Here is an 18,640-nt window from a genome sequence, read left to right as displayed (position 1 = left end):
GTTGTTGAAGCACGTGTTTCGCAATCATAATTCGTCGGGTCATGAACAAAAAGTAAAGGAGTCACGTCATGCGAAAGCTACAACTACTTTTTGCAGCGTTGCTTTTGTTAGGAGCATCGACGGTTTTTTCCCAAACGTTGATGGACTATGTCGCTGAAGTACGCGGCGACACTCTAGTCATCAAAGATTACTGGGATATGAATCAGGAACAAAACTCCTTGACCAATGCCATCAACCTGGACGTCAATAATGTTCCGGCCGGCCGCGTCTATATGTTGAAAACAAACGGATACTATCCGCTGGTCAACAACCCGACCACACTAAGACCGACCGTAATTGTTGGACAGGACAAAACCATCCTGGTTAATAACAAAGCGGTAGGCGTCAATCCCCCGGTCATCTGCGGTGCGGCCTGGGAAGGCGGTTCGAACACGGGTGGAATCAACAACAATCACGCTCTGACGGTAAAGAACTGCAGCATTATTCCGGCGGATTCAAAGCAGGATTTGGGCTGGAACTTTTTCGGCAATGGCGCCGACGGCGTCAAATTGACGTTGGAAAACGATTTGTTCGAACGCACGCGCTGGGTGTTCATGGGCGGCTTCGCCAAATGGACCTCGTTCTTTGTCAAGGATTGCTACTTCGTCAATATGAACGGCCAACCCTGCCGGCGCAACGGCGGTGTTATGGACGTATTCAATCCGGTCGATACCTTGCTGGTGGAGAACAGCACCCACGTCATGGCTCAGGGCATGATGTATAAATTCAGAGCCAACCCGTTCAATCGCATCATCCTCAACCATAATACCTTTGTCAACATCTCCAATGTCGTCATGTTGGATTTAGGTTCTCAATGCGCCATCAGCGTGACCAACAACATTTTCGTCAACTGCAACGTCCAGCCCTATGGCGGCAAAACCATCGATGTGGGCGAAGAGGATCCCGGTAAACAACCGCTCGGTTTGATCAACGTCTATCCGGACACGGCTGTACATCAAGATCGGAAATATCTGGTCGACAATAACGTGATCTACTGGGATCCAAAACTGGCTGACATTCCGGCAACGTTAAATGCCAAAAAAGTCAACGGCTCCACAAATTGGGTGAGCCAGATGATCCCCATGAATACCAGAACCAAAACCATGTTCGACGACAATACTACCTACCCCTATTTGACCGAAGGCAGGTGGATAACCGAAAAACCGAATTTCACCGATCCAAAGGATCTGATGACAACCCAGGTTGATGTTTTAAAGGAATTCTCCACATCCACCTGTGATACCGCCAGCACCTCTACCATGCCTGATTGGCGTTTGGTTAATGTCGGCCTCGATAATTACGTCTTCTCCGATTTTCCGATTCCGGTGGATCTGTCCTACAACAACGCGAACCTGTTGACCGCCGCCACCAATGGCTTCCCGGTGGGCGATCTGAACTGGTTCCCGGCCAAGAAGACGCAATGGCTGGCGCAGAGAAGCGCCGAAATGGCCATTATTGACAAGGCTTTGAATACCGGCAAGACGGGTGTCGCCCATAAACCGGCAGGCGAGGTTCCGGTCGATTTCGTTCTGCAGCAAAATTATCCGAACCCGTTCAATCCGTCCACCCACATCGCCTATTCCGTGCCGAAATCCGGCGTTGTGACGTTGAAGGTCTATGATGCTATGGGCCGGGAAGTTGCCACCCTGGTCGATGGCTATAAGAATGCCGGCATCACCCATCATGTCGTTTTTGACGGCTCCAAACTGGCCAGCGGCGTTTATATGTACAAACTGTCCGACGGCAGCTACGAAGTCACCAAAAAAATGATGCTGGTAAAATAAGGATCCTTTTATCGGTTGCCAGTCATAAACCCTGTCAGGGGCTGTTTCCCTGACAGGGTTTTGACTCCCATGGGGATCCAAATTAGGAGTATGTCGGGGCAGAGGCTGTCATGCCCATCTCGGCAAATCATCCCAATAGCAGAGATCGATTCGTTATTGATCCCTTTGTCAAAATGAGTAGAGCAACATCTATTTAATACTGTGTTTGTTGTAGTGGAAGCAATTCGGCGCCGAAGCTCGCCAGCTTTAAAGAATCCTACATGCCGCGATATCCTACCGGCGGTTTTCAGAATTGGGAGAATGGATGCTCCCGTTTTTTTTAAGTGAGAACAAGATGAGCCGGATGATCTCCAGGATTTTCCCCGGCACTGACACTGGGAGACTGGGCTTTTCCGTAGAACGGGCTGAACCGATGATTTCAGGTGACGCGCCTCATGAGGCAACTTATAATGGAAATTGGTGGATGTCGGACAGAGCTTAAAATATGCTACTGTGTACGGCCTTGACTGCATGATGCCGGACAAAATAGTGAAAAAAATCATCATTGATGATGTTGCCAAGGTTGCCGGTGTATCCAAGGGCACCGTTTCTGCCGTCATTAATAATAAAAACTCAGTTAAACCGGAGACGCGCGACCATGTCCTGCTGGTCATGCGGAAATTGAATTTTCGCCCCAAATGTGCTGCCAGGTATCTGAAAACCGACTTATTCAGCAAAAACATCGGCATCATCGTCAAGGATTTGATCACTCCCTCTTATGCCATGATCGCCACGGGCGCCAAGGACTACGCCGATCGCAGAGGTTATTCGATCCTTCTTTCCAGTTCCGATGATAATCCGGAAACAGAAAAAAAATTCTTTCAGCTCTTTTCCGTAAACGACATCAAGGGCACGATTCTGTCTCCCGTGGTCGCCGAGCCCGCTGAAATTGAACACCTGTTTAGATGGAAGATGATAAATTATCCTTTTGTCCTGCTGGAAGCGGTCAAAGGGATCAACGCCAATGTGGTGGCTATCGATAACCGTAAAGCCGTGAAAACGGCGGTGAAATATCTGATTGACTGCGGGCACAGGAACATCGTTCATTTTGCCGGTCCCCGGCAATCCTCTTGTGCCCAGGAACGCATTGAAGGATTTCGGCATGCTTTCAGCGAAAGTACACTTGTTTTTAATGCCGACGCAGTTGTTTATATTGGGTCGAACTATAAAGAGAGCTTTTTAAATACAATAGAATATTTTAAGAGAAAAAATCGTGCCGATTTTCCCTCCGCCATTATCTGCTTCAATGACCAACAAGCCCTGTCTGTGATGATGGCGCTCAAAGAATTGAGTATCCGAGTTCCGGACGACATCTCCCTGATCGGCAATGACCATGTGGAGCACGCCCTCTTTTATCCGGTGCCGCTGACGACCATCCACGCGCCGCACCGCCAAATCGGGGAAAAGGCGGCGGAAATTATCATTGATAACATAGAATCATCCACTCCGTTACCGGCCAGACATATAGTACTGGAAACGGATTTCATGATCAGAGGATCCACCAAGGCTGTTAATGGCTGACCATCGCGCCATCAAAGCGCGCGCATCGGCCGGCAACGAAAACGCGTTTTGCGGCGCCAATGAGTTGTTGTTTTGGCAATACTGTTCTTATTCAACGATTAGTTACCCATGGTTGCGTACGAACCGATCATCGGCGATTACCGACAGGCGTACTAATTAGAGTGGGAGTACAATTTGCTGTGAGGTTTATCATGAGATGGTTTCAGATTTCGCTCAATCTCCTGATCCTGGTCGTGTTGCTGGCTTTGACGGGATGTTCCGATTTTTCGAAAAAATCTCCGGAGGTTGTCGCCCGAATTGGGCAACAAGATGCATTCACCTTTGAAAACCTGCAGCAATATGTATCGGATTGGTCGTACATGAGGAAATTCAAGAGTCGGTCCGAGGCCTATTCTGTCGCGCTGGAGGATATGATAACCAATCAATTGAAACGCATCGATTTTTTCGCCAGAGGGCTGGATCAGGACGAGAAATGGATACAGAGCATTCGTAGGATCATCAATGAAGAACTGGTCGCAGAATATTACACCGAACGCTATGAGAAAAAATACGCCAATGCGGAGCAGGCACGCCGGGTGTATGACGTCGTGAACAGGGTGGTATACTATCGGCAAATATTACTGCAGTTGCCTGAAAGGGCACCGCAGGAAACGATCCAGTCGCTGAGGCAAAAGGCGCTCGATATCAAATCCGAAATCGAGCGCGGCGGAGATTTTGACCAATTGCTCGCCACCGCTGCAAACAACAGCGCCAAAAATTCAGACCGAGCCATACGCCCGGTCGGTTGGGAGCAGACCGTCTACAGTTCGCTGGACAGCGCCATTTTTAATCTGCCCCGCGGCGCGCTCCGTGTTCTATTCAACCCGGACGGCTTTCATATCGTCCAAATCGTCAACGTGGAGGATAAAACCCCGGAACCGTTCGAAAAGATTAAAGATGAACTGGTGGCGAAGCTTAGAAACGCCTATGCGGATAAAAGCTTGAACGAGTTTGAGAATGAAAAGAGTAAAACCATCGATGACGCCAGCTTGATCTGGAATGAAACCGCTTTGCGGCAGCTTGTCAAATGGGCGGAAGATCCCCGCTTCTATATCGATCGCTACAAGGATATTCTGCAAAAAGCCGTCGTCAAAAACAACGCCGTCCTGCTGACCTGTTCAGCCGGGCGGATCGACTTGCGGGAGTATCTTCGTTTACTGAACACGGTTTTGATTCCGCGATCCTCGAAAAAACTAACCGTCGAAGATCATAAACGATTCATCCTGGAAGCGCTGCGCACGGATCAAATCGTCAAAAGAGCGGAACAACTCGGCCTGCGAAAGAAGATCTTCCATGCTCGAACCGTCAATCCGGTACTGAAAAATCAAATTGCCGTCTTGTATAACCAAGCCGTCATCGATTCGCAAATTCCGAAACCGACCGAGGAGATGCTGCGCAATTTTTATAACCAGCAAAAGGACTCTCTTTATTATCAGCTGAAGAAGATCAATATTTTCGCCATGATCTACAACAACGAACAAACAGCCAAAGAAACCATGCAGAAAATCGCCGACGGCACACCTTTTGAGAAAGTGTCCGAAAGGTGGTTGGTCAAAACCTTCATCCGTAATCGGGATGGAAGCATCAAATCCTATCTCAGCGTCGAGAAGCCGTATCTTGGCGAAGCCGCCTTTCGTACCAATCTCAATGAAACAGCCGGACCGATTGCCTATCATGATCCGGAGGCCGGCGACCAGTACGCCGTCATCAAAAACGTGTATACCCAGCCTGAAAAGCAGTTATCCTATGATGATGTCAAGAACACCATCGCGGAGGATTTCAGGAAATATATGAAAGATAAAATGACGCGGCAGGTTCGGAACCGGCTCTGGCAACAATATGATGCAAAAACTTTCCCCAAGGTTTTGGATCGCAACCTGAAAACAAACAAATGAATAAATATTCAACACCGTTCGCAGCTCTATGGATGATCTCAGCCGCCGTGATCTGTTTTGAAATCGTCGCCACGAGAATCTCCTCGGTTATTTTTGTCAATAACCACGCTGCAATCATTTTGTCGCTTGCAATACTCGGCCTGGCTATGGGCGGCGTTTTCTCTCATTATCGATTTAAATCCATTGACCTTTCCGACATGCACCGAATCATCTGCCGAACCACCTTTGGGTTGGGCCTCTCCCTGCTGGTGTTTATCGTCGCCATCATACGTTTGAGCATAACCGACCGAATAATCTACCTGATTTTGCTCTTTGTTCCTTTCTTCCTGGGTGGCATCGTCTATTCGCAGCTGTTCAAATTCTGGGCTGAATACAGTTTCCGGCTGTATGCGTTTGATTTGTTCGGCGCTGCGGCTGGTTCCATATCAGCTATCTTTTTACTGAACTATTTAGGGGCTTCGAACAGCGTTTTTTTTCTCTGCATATTGATCGTCTCCGCCGGAGTCCTGCTGAGCTATCGTCAAATAAAAAAGGTACTACTTTTCGGCCTGGGGGTCTTGTTGTGTTTCTCGGCAGGTTGGCTTATCCTGCTCCGGGACGCGGACCTGCTAGGGCCCATTCCTATCGGACGTTTCCCGGAGAAGGATTTCTATCAGGTTTATCCGGATGCAGCCAGGACTTCGCATATCATGGACAGCCGTTGGAGCATTTACGGACGGGCTGATCTGGTAGAGTACGATGACCAGGATATGGTTCGGCAGCTCTTCATCGATGGCGCTGCTGGCACACAGATGTACCGGTTTTCCGGCGATGTCCGGAATCCGGATATCTTGCTGCAAAATCTCCTGATCACACAGACCGGTGCCATTCCATTTTTATTTTTAACAAACGACGAACGCAACAACATGCTGGTAATCGGCCCCGGCGGCGGCAAGGAAGTATTGTTGGGTTTGCTCTCCGGAGTCGAACAAATCACCGGCGTTGAAATCAACCCTGATTTTGTCGGCATCGTCAAAAGTCACAGGGATTTTAACGGTGGCCTCTATACCGATTTCCCGAATATCCGGATTGATGTTGCGGAAGGCCGCCATTATGTTAAAAACTGCAGCCGACGTTACGACCTGCTGGTCATGGCTTTGCCATCCACCGAACAACTGCAAAATATCGACAACTTTGCCGTGAGCGAAAATTTTCTTCTGACGGTGGAGGCGCTGCAGGACTATTGGAACATACTGACGCCCGAAGGGCGTCTCATCATTACGGTTCATAACCGGTGGGAACTGGCGAGATTACTGATCACCGCACTCGAAGCCTTTAGGCAGCAGGGCTTCCCGATCGAAGAGCTGCTTAATCATGTACTGATTTGGGAGCAAGATTTCGCCCCGACCGTGGTCATCAGGAAAAACGGCTTTACCGAGGAACAAGTCGAGCAAATGGAGAAGTTGCAATCTCAACTCCCGGCCTACTTGCCCCGAATCACCTATTTCCCTCACCGTCTACTACAAGCCACGGATACACCAGTAAATGCCCTTCTGAAACAGGTCAGCCCGAATGTGGAAGGGCTGCGGAATTACCTCCGCCACTGCCCCTACGATGTTTCGCCCTGTTTGGATGACCGTCCTTATTTCTACAAGATCCGCAAAGGCATACCGGCAGAGTATCTCGGATTGCTGGCTTGTCTGGTTTTCATCAACCTTTGTATAATAGCCATACCCTTTTACAATCTGAGAAAACGGTCGCCGCAAAAGACCATGCAGGATCTCGGGTTGGCATTGCTGGTGGTGAGCTGCACAGGATTAGGATTTATGATCGTGGAAGTCGCTCTGTTTCAAAAGCTAATTCTCTATCTGGGTTCTCCGACAATCGCTCTTTCCCTGTTGCTTGGTTCTTTGTTGATCGGCATGGGCTGCGGCAGTTATCTGGGAAAAAGATTATTATCCGATGACCGCCATAAGGGAATGCGGATCGTCAGTTTACTGATTGTCGTATCGGGCGGGATTGTTTATCTTTGCTGTCCGCTTGTGCTCCGTTCCCTGATGGGATATCATCAGCTGTTGCGGTCAACGCTGTGTTTTGCCATGATTGCGCCTCTGGGTTTTTTTCTGGGCATTCCGTTCCCCGGCGCCATTCAAATCCTGAAAGATGATTTTTCCGCCCAAATTCCCTGGATGTACGGAGTCAATGGCGCCATGTCGGTTCTGGGTTCCATCCTGGCGCTTGTTATCTCCATGGTTTTCGGGTTTACCGCAGCCTTTGCACTCGGACTGTTTTTTTATTCGATCATTTTTTTCTTTTTACTCACCCTAAGGTCTTAGCCGGCTTATTCATCCTGGGGTGAGTAATCCATTTTCCAATCTTCTACCTGCGGAAATGCCCTATGGCGCATGTTACCCAGTCTGATATCGCAAAAAAACTTCATGTAACCCGGATAACGGTTTCCAAGGCGCTGCGTAATCATCCGGATATTTCCACCGAGATGAAAATCAGGGTCCGTCAGGTCGCTGAGGAATTGGGTTATTCACCCAATTTGATTGCACAGAATTTAAAGTCTAGACACAGCTATACACTCGGTGTCGTCATCCCGGATCTGGAAAATCCCTTCTTTGCCCAAGTGACAGATAACATAATCGATGCCGCGGACGATTTGAATTACAGTGTTTTTGTAACCATCTCTCGCGAGGATCAAAATAGGGAAAAACGAAACCTGCTAAAATTGATCGGAATGAGAGTCGACGGTTTATTAGTCTGCCTCACTCAGCAAACTCAACACCCACAGATTTTTACCCACATCAAAGAACTGAATATTCCACTCGTTTTTTTTGACAGACAGTACGAGGGCTTAAAGTTTTCCAGCGTCACTTTTAATGATCAAAAGGGTGCGATGGACGCCCTAAAAATGATTATCGACAAGGGATATAGCCGATTTGCACACATTGCCGGATTTTCGAACACCAGCATCGGCAAGGAACGCCAAAAGGGGTTCCGACAGGCGATACAAAAAAACGGATTGGAGATAAACCAGGATTGGATCATTGAAGGCGGATTTGAAGTTACGGACGGTTACCGTGCCTTCAAGAAATTATATCATTCCACCCCTCTGCCCGAAATTATCCTGGCTGTTAACGATCGGGCCGCCTTGGGAGTCTATCAGGCCGCCAAGGAATTAGGCCTGAAAATTCCGCAAGACTTTGGCATCGTCGCCTTTGGCTGTAACGAAATCGCCCAGACATTTTCTCCCCCTTTGTCGATTATCCATCAGGACCCCCGGGCGTTGAGTCTGACTGCAACCCATTTACTCGTCAAGGAAATCGAGGAGAAAAGTTATTCGAATCATATACAACTCAAGATCGATGAGACTTTTTTTTGGAATCAATCTATTCTGTACCCTAACTAAATAGTTTCAGACCAGTCGACAAAGGAGCTGTGATGAAGACCGTATTTGATAAATTTATTCAAGTATGTCCCAAAACCGGCAAAGTGAAAAAGATCATCTTACCGGGAGTATGGTACAAAATTTTCTTTCCCATCGCCGGCCTGGCCGCCCTGTTGTGGATCCTGATTCGAGTCGTGCCAAAACCCAGCCGGGCCGAGTACCCGTGCGTCAAAGCGGCCACTCCTGTGGCTGCCGGATTCCTGGTCTATCTGTTTGCCCTGGCCGCCTCTGCACTCGGATACTGGAAGACTAGAAAAAGAATGTATGTGGCTATCTATCTGGTGATTTTTCTGGCTGTCTTTTACGGATTTCGCAACTTTACCTCGCCGAACACGGACGCCGATATCCGCTTACCGAATTCGCTTCATGTTGGCAATGCGCCCATCGGCGAAGGCAAGGGCATTTTCCCTGGCAGAGTGGTTTGGGTTTACGATCCCAATGCAACAAATGAAAATTGTATAGCCAATTCGGTTGGACATGCCTGGTGGATGCCTGAAAATAATGATCAAACCGTGATAGATGGAATGGTCGGTAAGGCGATCCGATCGCTGACCGGGAAATCCACCGATGCGGATGCATGGAACGCAATATTCGAATTTCACAACAATACCAGAGGCAAAGGGAGCGTTGGATATAAAACCGGAGAAAAAATTTTCATTAAGATAAATAACGTTAGCGGTTGGGGAGGCAATTTCAGCACGAAAGATCTCTCTGTCGTCGCCAATAGCTCATACGGCATTTCAGAAACTTCTCCGCAAATGGTTCTTTCTGTACTGAGGCAACTGGTCAACGTTGTAGGAGTAGCACAAAGTGATATCTATGTCGGCGACCCAATGAGAAATACCTACAAGCACTGTTACGATATGTGGCATAATGAATTTCCTGACGTGCACTATATGAGTCATGATAATTATGCAGCGCTGGGAAGAGAGAAGTTTACGGCCAGCACCACGGCGAAAATCTTCTATTCGGACAAGGGAACGGTTCTGCGAGAAAATGTGTGGGATGCTTTCAGACCAGGCGGCGCCGCTGTTTATAGTGATTATCTTTATACCATCTATGAAGAGGTCGAATATCTGATAAACCTGCCGATGCTCAAGGGACATAAACGCGCCGGCATCACCATGTTTGCGAAAAATCACTTTGGCTCTCACACCCGTGGTGATGCCTCTCATTTACATAATGGTCTCGTCGATCCGCAGGAAACTCCCAATAAACCCGGTGTGAGCAGGACCGACTACGGCATGTATCGCGTACAAGTGGATCTGATGGGGCATAAATTACTCGGCCGGAAATCGCTGGTTTATTTATTGGATGCTTTGTGGGCCGCGGATCAGGAAATCAGTTACCCGAAAAAATTTACCATGCCACCGTTTAATACAGACTGGATGTCATCGGTTTTTGCTTCCCTGGATCCGGTGGCTATCGAATCGGTCGGTTACGATTTCTTGCGCTCGGAATTCACCGCCTCGCGCAATATCGGCGACGGCGCCGGCACTTACCCACAAAAACCGGCAGCGGATGATTATTTGCACCAGGCTGCCGATACGACGTTATGGGCCGCCGGCATTCAATATGATCCCGATAACACCAGCCGACATCTTCAGAGTTTAGGAACCCACGAACACTGGAATAACCTGACCGATAAACAGTATTCCAGAGACCTTGGATTCAACACCGGCATTGAGCTGGTCAAAGTACTGAATTATACCAACGTGGAAAGAGAAGCGGTTCTGGCCTCCAACTATATTCTCAGCCAGAATTATCCGAATCCGTTTAATCTCTCGACCAAAATCAGTTATTCGGTTCCCGGTTTTTCAAGGGTGACCATCAAAGTGTATGATACCATCGGCAGAGAAGTGGCGACGCTGGAGGATGGCGACCGGGCTGCTGGAACGTATATGGTTTCGTTCAATGCCAGTCAACTCGCCAGCGGTGTGTATTATTACAAATTGACGGCAAATGATTTTACTTCCATAAAGCGATTTACGCTTCTGAGATGATATCGGGAGACACGACCCAATAGGAAAGAGCAGTTGTATGAAAAATCCGATGAAAATCGGCCAATGGCTGTGTCTCGTCTTTATATGCATATGCACCTCTGTAACAGCGCAAAAACTGCATAGCGATAACGGCGACGGCACCTTTACCAATCCGGTCATTGCGGCCGACTTTCCGGACCCCGACGTCATCCGTGTCGGCGACGTCTATTATATGGTGACCACAACCATGTTCGTTTTTCCTGGCGTCACAGTTCTGAAATCCTATGATCTGGTGAATTGGGAGTACTGCAACAATGCTGTACCACGATTCGATTTCAGCCGATGCTATGATCTCGAGGGCTGCCATCGGTACGGACATGGTCAATGGGCGACAAGCCTCAAATATCATCTCGGCAAATTTTATTTACTTTTCATCACGCTAGATGAAGGCGGGTTTGTTTGTTCCGCCGTCAAACCCGAAGGTCCGTGGCAGATCTCCAGGCTGCCAAAGGGATTTTACGATCCCGGCCTCTTCTTTGATGATGACGGCAGAATCTATGTCGCTCACGGATACAGCACCATTCGCATGACCGAATTGGATCAAAACTTTTCTCCGATCAGTCCGGATTCGCTTGTGTTTACAGGCAATATCCGCAATGGTCTTGAAGGCAGCCACGTGTACAAGATCAACGGATATTATTACCTGTACTGCACCTACGGTGGATTGGACGGCTTTCAAGTGGCACTGCGATCGCAAAACATTTTTGGTCCCTACGAACAAAATATCGCCATTCGCGATACGACCCACGGTCCCAACTATGGCATCCATCAGGGCGCTTTGATTCAAACACAAACCGGCGAATGGTGGTCCATGCTCTTCGTCGATAGCGGTCCCTTTGGACGTTTTCCTTCCTTGCAACCAGTCACTTGGCAGGATGGTTGGCCGCTGGTCGGTGTAAACGGCAAAGCGGTTGTCACCGCTCCAAAACCCAACGTCGGCAAAGAACATCCCATTAAGGTGCTGCCCACATCCGATGAATTTCTGAACCCTGCGCTGGGAATGCAGTGGGGCTGGAATCATAACCCGGATCCCAGCAAATGGTCTTTGTCGGAACGGCCAGGATTTTTGAGGCTGAAAACCGCATCGATCGTGGACAGTCTGCCTGAAGCGCGCAATACACTGACCCAGAGGATGTTCGCCTATTATTCCGATTCGTTGATTTCCATGGCCACCACGGTCATGGATGTGAGCCAGATGAGGGAAGGAGATGTGGCCGGGATAGCGGTGCTGCAAAATCCCTACGCTTCTCTGGCAGTTCGAAAAACGAACGGACAGCATTATCTCCTCATGATCCATAACGGCAAAACCGTGGACTCTGTAGCCGTCAAGCATTCTACCATCTATCTGCGCGCCCATGCGTTTTATGGCTCCGGCGCGGCCGAACTGTATCACGGCAACGCAGTACCCCATACCGGCACGGCTTTCTTTTCCTACAGCCTGGATAACAAATCCTATATCCGGCTCGGCGACGAACTCAAGATGAAGTTTAATCTGAAAATTTTTACCGGCAACAAATTCTGTCTGTTCAACTATGCCACGAAAGCCTTGGGCGGTTATGTCGATTTTGATTGGTTTGAAACGAATGCCGGATTGGGATCTATCATTGTAAAATAGGCAAGACTTAAAAATGCCGGACTGCCGAATGAAAAGAAATATGAGCGCAAAAATTTACTGACTTGGCTTTGGTTCGCTTTTATTGGTTATGTCTTTTTGCCTTCAAGCCTTTGCAAGCGCGGTCAAGAATTCTGCGCTTCACCGGCGGTTGCTGGGTTGAGGACGAGGATTTTGTGTATATGAACCATGGGAAGAATACCGTCGACGCGCGGACACCAATCCTTTAATCTGAAACACCTTGAGATCGGCCAAGCGCCCTATGCGAAAACTGGCTGCTATTCACATAGGCCATTCATGAAAAATATCCGGATATCATTCTTATGTCAAGTGCAATTAACTGTAAATGCCAGAGATTTATATGATCGAGAATAGTACCAACAGAAAACAAATCGATCCGGAATTAATCCCAGAACTTACTCTAAGTACCGGCCACAAAATACCGTGCATAGGACTCGGAACATTCGGTTCGGATTCAGTGCCTGCCGAAACAGTAGCCCAGACAGTCAAGAGAGCGATCTACGCAGGTTACAGGCACATTGACTGTGCCTCCGTTTATGGGAATGAAAAAAACATTGGTTCTATTTTTAAAAAAATAATTCATAGCGGTTTTCTTAAACGAGAAGATCTGTGGATTACATCAAAAGTTTGGAACGACATGCACGATAGAGTTGAAGAGTCTTGCATCAAGTCATTGGCAGATTTGCAAATAGATTATCTTGATCTTTATCTTGTCCACTGGCCCTTTCCGAATTACCATCCGCCAAAATGCGATGTTAGGTCGCGGAGTGCGAACGCCCAGCCCTACATTCATGAAAATTATATGAAAACATGGCGTGAAATGGAAAAGCTGGTTGATAAAGGTCTTGTTAAACATATCGGAACGTCCAATATGACTATTCCCAAGTTGAAGTTGCTATTGAGAGATGCAGAAATAAAACCTGCATGCAACGAAATGGAATTGCACCCTCATTTTCAACAACCGGAATTGTTGGAATTCTGTTTACAGCACGGTATTCAACCGATTGCTTATTGTCCGCTCGGCTCACCGAGACGGCCTCAACGCGATAGAACCCCGGATGATACCATTGACCTTGAAGACCCACTGCTCGTGTCCATTGCTGAAAGATTAAATGTCACGCCGGCACAAGTTGCCATTAAATGGTCAATCCAACGCGGGCAAATCCCGATTCCATTTTCTGTAAATCATTACTTTGAAAATCTTGAATCTGTTGTCAAATTCCAATTAACCGAAAATGATATGCAAAGTATTTCACAAATAGATAAAAATTGCAGACTAATTAAAGGACAGGTGTTTCTGTGGAAAGAAAACCAGAGCTGGGAGGACTTGTGGGATTTGAATGGAGAAATTACTCCTCCTTAATAACTATTTTCACAGGAGATAAAATATGAGTACAATGATCGGCGCAATTATGCCCGGAAACAGTACTGTGGAACTAAAGGAATTTGATATACCTGTTCCAGGGCATGGCGAGGTTTTACTAAAAATGAAATCTTCTACAATCTGTGGTTCGGATATAAGATGTATCTATCACCAACATCTTGGTAAAGGTCCGGAAGGATACCAGCCTGGAATGATTGCCGGGCATGAACCATGTGGTCAGATCGTCACAACTGGTCCAGGGTGCCGGCGGTTTAAAACTGGAGATCGTGTAATTGTTTATCACATTTCAGGTTGCGGCGTGTGCAACGACTGCCGCAGAGGATATATGATATCCTGCACAAGTCCTTACCGGAGGGCCTACGGCTGGCAGCGTAATGGGGGAATGGCAGAATATTTGCTTGCTGAAGAAAAAGATCTCGTCTACCTGCCAGATGAATTAAGTTATTCTGATGGGGCACAGGTTGCATGTGGTTTTGGGACCGTATATGAAGGATTGGAAAAAATTGGGATAAGCGGAAATGACGCTGTACTGATCACCGGATTAGGACCCGTTGGTTTGGCATCCGCTATGCTTTGTAGAGCAATGGGTGCACAAAAAATATTTGGAATCGAAGTGATTGATGAAAGATTATCTATTGCACAAGATACTGGTTTATTCGATAAAGTCATTAAAAATCAAGATGATAATCTTAAGCACATGTTGGATTTAACATCTGGATACGGTGTAGAAAAATCAATCGATTGTTCGGCAAATAACAAGGCGCGCCTCACGTGCATACAGGCTACACGCAAATGGGGAAAGATTGTATTTCTCGGAGAAGGCGGGACATGTGAATTCCAACCATCGCGAGATATAATTCATGATCAAAAAACTATTTATGGTTCTTGGGTCACAAACATTTGGCGTATGGAAGAACTTGTCGAAAGGCTGGTTCGCTGGAAAATAAAACCGGAGTTATTAATTACCCATCGATTTCCGTTGAGCGAAGCCGGTCAGGCTTATTCATTAATGGCCAGCGGAAAATGCGGTAAAGTTGCTGTTGTTTTTGACGAGGAAATTAAATAGTCAATAGGAGGTTATAAAATGCTGAAACATATTCCAAAAATATTAAGCCCGGACTTGCTTAAAATACTCATGGAGATGGGGCATGGGGACGAAATTGTAATCGCGGACGGAAATTTTCCAGCCGCTTCGGTTGCACATAGATTAGTGCGTCTTGATGGACACAATGTGCCTGAAGTATTAGAAGCCATATTGAAATTCTTTCCGCTCGATACCTATGTTGAAAAGCCAGTAGGATTAATGGCTGTAACTCCGGGTGATAATGTGAATCCTGTCATATGGGAAAAATATCGAAAAATTATTAAAGACAGTAAAGAACCCTTTTCAACGTTTGAATTTATTGAACGATTCGAATTTTATGAAAGAGCAAAAAAAGCTTTTGCTGTAATATCAACAGGTGAATCCGCTCTGTATGCAAACATTATTTTAAAAAAGGGAGTTGTGATTTCTAACTAGTTCAACGATCATGAGAATATGCAAAGGTTTAGAAAAACAAGGTAGATCTTATGAAGTTTTTAAAAATATTCAAAGACGATGCCGGCAACAACTATTTCTTTACCTTTATCATTGTAAGCACCTTGTTCTTGTTATGGGGAACGTGTAATGGCATGATCGATGTGATGGATAAGCATTTTCAGGACTTTTTGCATTTATCCAAAGCACAGTCGGCCTGGGTGCAGTTTTCACATTATTTGGGCTACTTTCTGATGGCTCTGCCCGCGAGCTGGTTAGCCCGTAAACTTGGCTATAAAGGAGGAATCATATCCGGACTTCTCCTGGTGTCATTGGGCGGTTTTTGGTTCATCGCGGCAACCCACATCTCGACATTTTGGAGTTTTCTGCTCGGTGTCTGTTTGATCGCGATGGGGTTAACTATTCTGGAAACGGTGGCAAATCCGTATACGACCGTTCTGGGTCCGAAAAAATATGCCGCAACACGCATTAATTTTGCACAATCCTTTAATGGTATCGGCTGGATTCTCGGACCGATCATCGGCGGCGCTTTTTTCTACTCCACACAAGGTGCTGAAGTCGCTCAGCAGCAACTTTATATTCCTTATATGGTAGTGGCGATTATTGTGCTCGTGATGGCTATCATTTTTTACTTTACCGACATTCCTGAGTTGAATACAGAGGATGAATACCATCTCAGTGATTCCGCAGAGAAGAAAATCAAGCGTTCCATCTGGTCTCATCCACATTTTTCAGGAGCAGTGGCTGCACAATTTCTCTACGTTGCAGCTCAGGCAGGTATTTTCAGTTTTTTTATTAATTATATGGTTGAAGAAATTCCATCTCTCTCCCAGTCTATTGCCGGTAGCTGGTTCTTTGTCGATCGCACGAACCTGCGCGATGGCGCTTACTTTTTGAATGAAAAAGGCGCGACATTTCTTCTCGGAACAATAGGATTCCCTTTATTTCTTTTAGGCCGTGCAACGGGTGCTGCCATGTTGCGGAAAATCAAGGCACATCGTGCCCTCGGCACCTATGCGCTTTTGAATGTCTTGATGTGCGGCCTTGTCGTTCTTCAACTCGGCTGGATCTCGGTTGCTGCAGTTTTCCTGAGCTTTTTCTTTATGTCGATCATGTTTCCGACGATCTTTACATTGGGTATTTACGGGCTCGGCATACAGGCGAAAAAGGCATCGGGCTATATTGTCATGGCTATCATGGGTGGTGCAATTATGCCCAAACTCATGGGCTATCTTGGAGATATTTACAATATGTCTGTCGGATTTCTTATGCCGATGGGTTGCTTTGCGTTCGTTGCTCTTTATGGGCACATGTGGCATAAATTAAGTAAAACTGACGGTGTCGTAAATCTCTCTACGACTCACGGATGATGTTACACGTGCTTCGAGTGCATAAAACTTTGTCGATTGAACAGAAAGATGAATCATTACATCATAAACCTTGTCAACCATGAGTATAATGGACGGGCCGAGCGTTAACAGATTTATTGCCATCGGGCATTAAACCTGTAAAGGAGGCTTGTATGAAAAAGCTGCCCCTACTTGCGACGTCTCTCCTAGTGCCCTTGTCCATCGCCCTTTCGCAGACGCTCAACGACTATGTTTCCGAAGTGCGCGGGGACACACTGGTGATCAAGGACTATTACGAAATGGGCCGACAATCCAATTCTTTATATCAGGCCCTGTTTCTGGACTCGGTCAATGTCCCTCCCGGACGCGTCTATCTATTGAAGGCTAACGGTTATTATCCTCTGCTTTTAAATCCAACGACCCGGCGGCCGACCACCATTGTCGGAGCAGACAGTACGATTCTCGTCAACAACAAGAATCCCAATTCAGCGCCGCCATTGATATGCGGCAGCAATTATCCCTGGGGGAGCACCAATGCCGGCGGCATCAATGTGGCGCACGACATCACGGTGAAGAATTGTAATATTATTCCGGCGGCTTCGGCTGACGCTTTAGGTTGGGTTTTCTTTTATGTTACGAATCCGAACTGCAAAGTGACTCTGCAGAACAATCTGTTTGAGCGTACACGCTGGACCATTGTCACGAGCTTCACACCAGGCCTCTCGCTGTTCATTAGAGACTGCTATATCGTGAACCTGGGCGGTCAGCCCTGCAGGCGCAGCGGCGGCGTTTGTGACATGTTCAGCTTTATGGATACGTTGTTGGTTGAAAATACGACGCATGTCAATATTCCGGGATGGATGTACAAATTACGCCAATTTCCTTTCAATCGAGTTGTTTTCAACCATAACACGTTGATCGATTGCGCCGGATATGTGTTCATGGACCTGGGCTATCAGATCAACATGAGTACAACCAACAACATTTTTGTGAATTGCAATGTCCAGGCCTATTCTCGCATACCGTGGCTTGATATGGGTGAACACGATACCGACCTGCAATCGATCGGTCTGGTCAATGTGCAGACCTACCCGGCCAACGATACGACGTTTGACCGGTTCAGAAATTTGCCGAGAAAGTACCTGTTTGAAAACAATGTCGTTTACTGGGACCCCAGACTTGCCGATATGGTTCATATCCTGGATTCGCTGCAAGTGAACGGCCAGAGCGACTGGGCGGATCAGATGGTCATAACGAACCAACGTACCACTGCGATGTTCAACAACAAGGCCACTTACCCCCACTTCAAGTTGGGTCAGGTATACACAACTCTTCCAACCTTTACAGATACTAAAGATCTGCTCACCAGCCGGGTCGATCTTTTAAAGGCATTTGCGCTTTCAACGGTGGATACGCTCAGCATGGCTCTGCTGCCTGATTTCCGCATTGTGAGTACAGGGCCGAATTCTTATATCCACTCCGATTGGCCGATTCAGGTCGATCTGTCTTACAGCGATGCCGCTCTGCTAACCGGGGCCACCGGCGGTTACCCTGTAGGCGATCTAAACTGGTTTCCGGTGAAGAAGGCAGAATGGTTGGCGCAACGAAGCGCTGAATACGCTGCCATTGACGAAGAAATGGGAGTGACGAACATTGTGCATTCTTCAAGCCAGCCGGTCACGTTTGAACTGCAGCAAAACTATCCCAATCCATTCAACTCGAGTACAACCATCGCTTTTTCACTCCCACAAGCTGGCCGGACGACGTTGAAGGTTTTCAATTCACTGGGACAAGTCGTCGCGACCTTGGTCGACGGATATGCGGCCGCAAACGCTCATGTGATCCAGTTTAATACGAAAGGGCTCGCCTCTGGTATTTATTTCTACAAACTGGAAAGCAGCAACCGCATGCAGATGAGGAAACTGATCATTATCAACTGAAGGAA

Annotated in this window: 12 protein-coding genes; all 12 read left to right on the top strand. The window is 47.2% G+C overall.

Going from position 1 to position 18,640, the window contains the following annotated elements; genetic code table 11:
* Positions 1–68: 68 nt before the first annotated feature.
* Positions 69–1,823, top strand: a complete 1,755-nt coding sequence (locus PLH32_11745) for a T9SS type A sorting domain-containing protein (protein ID HQJ65277.1) — start codon at positions 69–71, stop codon at positions 1,821–1,823.
* A gap of 528 nt (positions 1,824–2,351) precedes the next feature.
* Positions 2,352–3,383 carry a LacI family DNA-binding transcriptional regulator gene (locus PLH32_11740; GenBank protein ID HQJ65276.1) on the top strand — a complete coding sequence of 344 codons (1,032 nt, stop codon included), beginning with the start codon at positions 2,352–2,354 and terminating at the stop codon, positions 3,381–3,383.
* 191 nt (positions 3,384–3,574) lie between these two features.
* The gene (locus PLH32_11735) at positions 3,575–5,317 is read left to right on the top strand and encodes a peptidylprolyl isomerase (GenBank protein ID HQJ65275.1); all 1,743 of its coding nucleotides are present in this window, start codon (positions 3,575–3,577) and stop codon (positions 5,315–5,317) included.
* Positions 5,314–7,632 carry a hypothetical protein gene (locus tag PLH32_11730; GenBank protein ID HQJ65274.1) on the top strand — a complete coding sequence of 773 codons (2,319 nt, stop codon included), beginning with the start codon at positions 5,314–5,316 and terminating at the stop codon, positions 7,630–7,632. Before PLH32_11735 ends, PLH32_11730 begins: the two co-directional genes overlap by 4 nt.
* A gap of 62 nt (positions 7,633–7,694) precedes the next feature.
* The gene (locus PLH32_11725) at positions 7,695–8,711 is read left to right on the top strand and encodes a LacI family DNA-binding transcriptional regulator (protein ID HQJ65273.1); all 1,017 of its coding nucleotides are present in this window, start codon (positions 7,695–7,697) and stop codon (positions 8,709–8,711) included.
* A 32-nt stretch (positions 8,712–8,743) separates the two neighbouring features.
* Positions 8,744–10,753, top strand: coding sequence for a DUF362 domain-containing protein (locus PLH32_11720; protein ID HQJ65272.1), 2,010 nt, complete (start codon positions 8,744–8,746; stop codon positions 10,751–10,753).
* Positions 10,754–10,790: 37 nt separating this feature from the next.
* The gene (locus tag PLH32_11715) at positions 10,791–12,407 is read left to right on the top strand and encodes a glycoside hydrolase 43 family protein (protein ID HQJ65271.1); all 1,617 of its coding nucleotides are present in this window, start codon (positions 10,791–10,793) and stop codon (positions 12,405–12,407) included.
* 358 nt (positions 12,408–12,765) lie between these two features.
* Entirely contained in the window at positions 12,766–13,788 is a 1,023-nt protein-coding gene (locus PLH32_11710) for an aldo/keto reductase (protein ID HQJ65270.1), read from the top strand.
* Positions 13,789–13,813: 25 nt separating this feature from the next.
* Complete coding sequence (locus tag PLH32_11705; GenBank protein ID HQJ65269.1) at positions 13,814–14,875, top strand: zinc-binding dehydrogenase; 1,062 nt, start codon at positions 13,814–13,816, stop codon at positions 14,873–14,875.
* Positions 14,876–14,893: 18 nt separating this feature from the next.
* On the top strand, positions 14,894–15,328 hold the full coding sequence (fucU, locus tag PLH32_11700) for an L-fucose mutarotase (GenBank protein HQJ65268.1): 435 nt from the start codon (positions 14,894–14,896) through the stop codon (positions 15,326–15,328).
* A gap of 50 nt (positions 15,329–15,378) precedes the next feature.
* Positions 15,379–16,716 carry a sugar MFS transporter gene (locus PLH32_11695; GenBank protein ID HQJ65267.1) on the top strand — a complete coding sequence of 446 codons (1,338 nt, stop codon included), beginning with the start codon at positions 15,379–15,381 and terminating at the stop codon, positions 16,714–16,716.
* A 152-nt stretch (positions 16,717–16,868) separates the two neighbouring features.
* Positions 16,869–18,635, top strand: a complete 1,767-nt coding sequence (locus tag PLH32_11690) for a T9SS type A sorting domain-containing protein (GenBank protein ID HQJ65266.1) — start codon at positions 16,869–16,871, stop codon at positions 18,633–18,635.
* Positions 18,636–18,640: the final 5 nt, after the last annotated feature.

This window comes from bacterium (assembly GCA_035419245.1).
Classification (GTDB): Bacteria; Zhuqueibacterota; Zhuqueibacteria; order Residuimicrobiales; family Residuimicrobiaceae; genus JAKPUX01.
The sequence above is the reverse complement of the archived record's forward strand: the minus strand, read 5'-3'. Positions and strand labels throughout refer to the sequence as shown.

Coding starts and splice junctions, on each gene's coding strand:
- PLH32_11730 (HQJ65274.1), top strand. CDS start 5,314: ATGAATAAATATTCAACACCGTTCGCAGCTCTATGGATGATCTCAGCC.
- PLH32_11715 (HQJ65271.1), top strand. CDS start 10,791: ATGAAAAATCCGATGAAAATCGGCCAATGGCTGTGTCTCGTCTTTATA.
- PLH32_11690 (HQJ65266.1), top strand. CDS start 16,869: ATGAAAAAGCTGCCCCTACTTGCGACGTCTCTCCTAGTGCCCTTGTCC.
- PLH32_11710 (HQJ65270.1), top strand. CDS start 12,766: ATGATCGAGAATAGTACCAACAGAAAACAAATCGATCCGGAATTAATC.
- PLH32_11735 (HQJ65275.1), top strand. CDS start 3,575: ATGAGATGGTTTCAGATTTCGCTCAATCTCCTGATCCTGGTCGTGTTG.
- PLH32_11720 (HQJ65272.1), top strand. CDS start 8,744: ATGAAGACCGTATTTGATAAATTTATTCAAGTATGTCCCAAAACCGGC.
- PLH32_11695 (HQJ65267.1), top strand. CDS start 15,379: ATGAAGTTTTTAAAAATATTCAAAGACGATGCCGGCAACAACTATTTC.
- PLH32_11745 (HQJ65277.1), top strand. CDS start 69: ATGCGAAAGCTACAACTACTTTTTGCAGCGTTGCTTTTGTTAGGAGCA.
- PLH32_11725 (HQJ65273.1), top strand. CDS start 7,695: ATGGCGCATGTTACCCAGTCTGATATCGCAAAAAAACTTCATGTAACC.
- fucU (HQJ65268.1), top strand. CDS start 14,894: ATGCTGAAACATATTCCAAAAATATTAAGCCCGGACTTGCTTAAAATA.
- PLH32_11705 (HQJ65269.1), top strand. CDS start 13,814: ATGAGTACAATGATCGGCGCAATTATGCCCGGAAACAGTACTGTGGAA.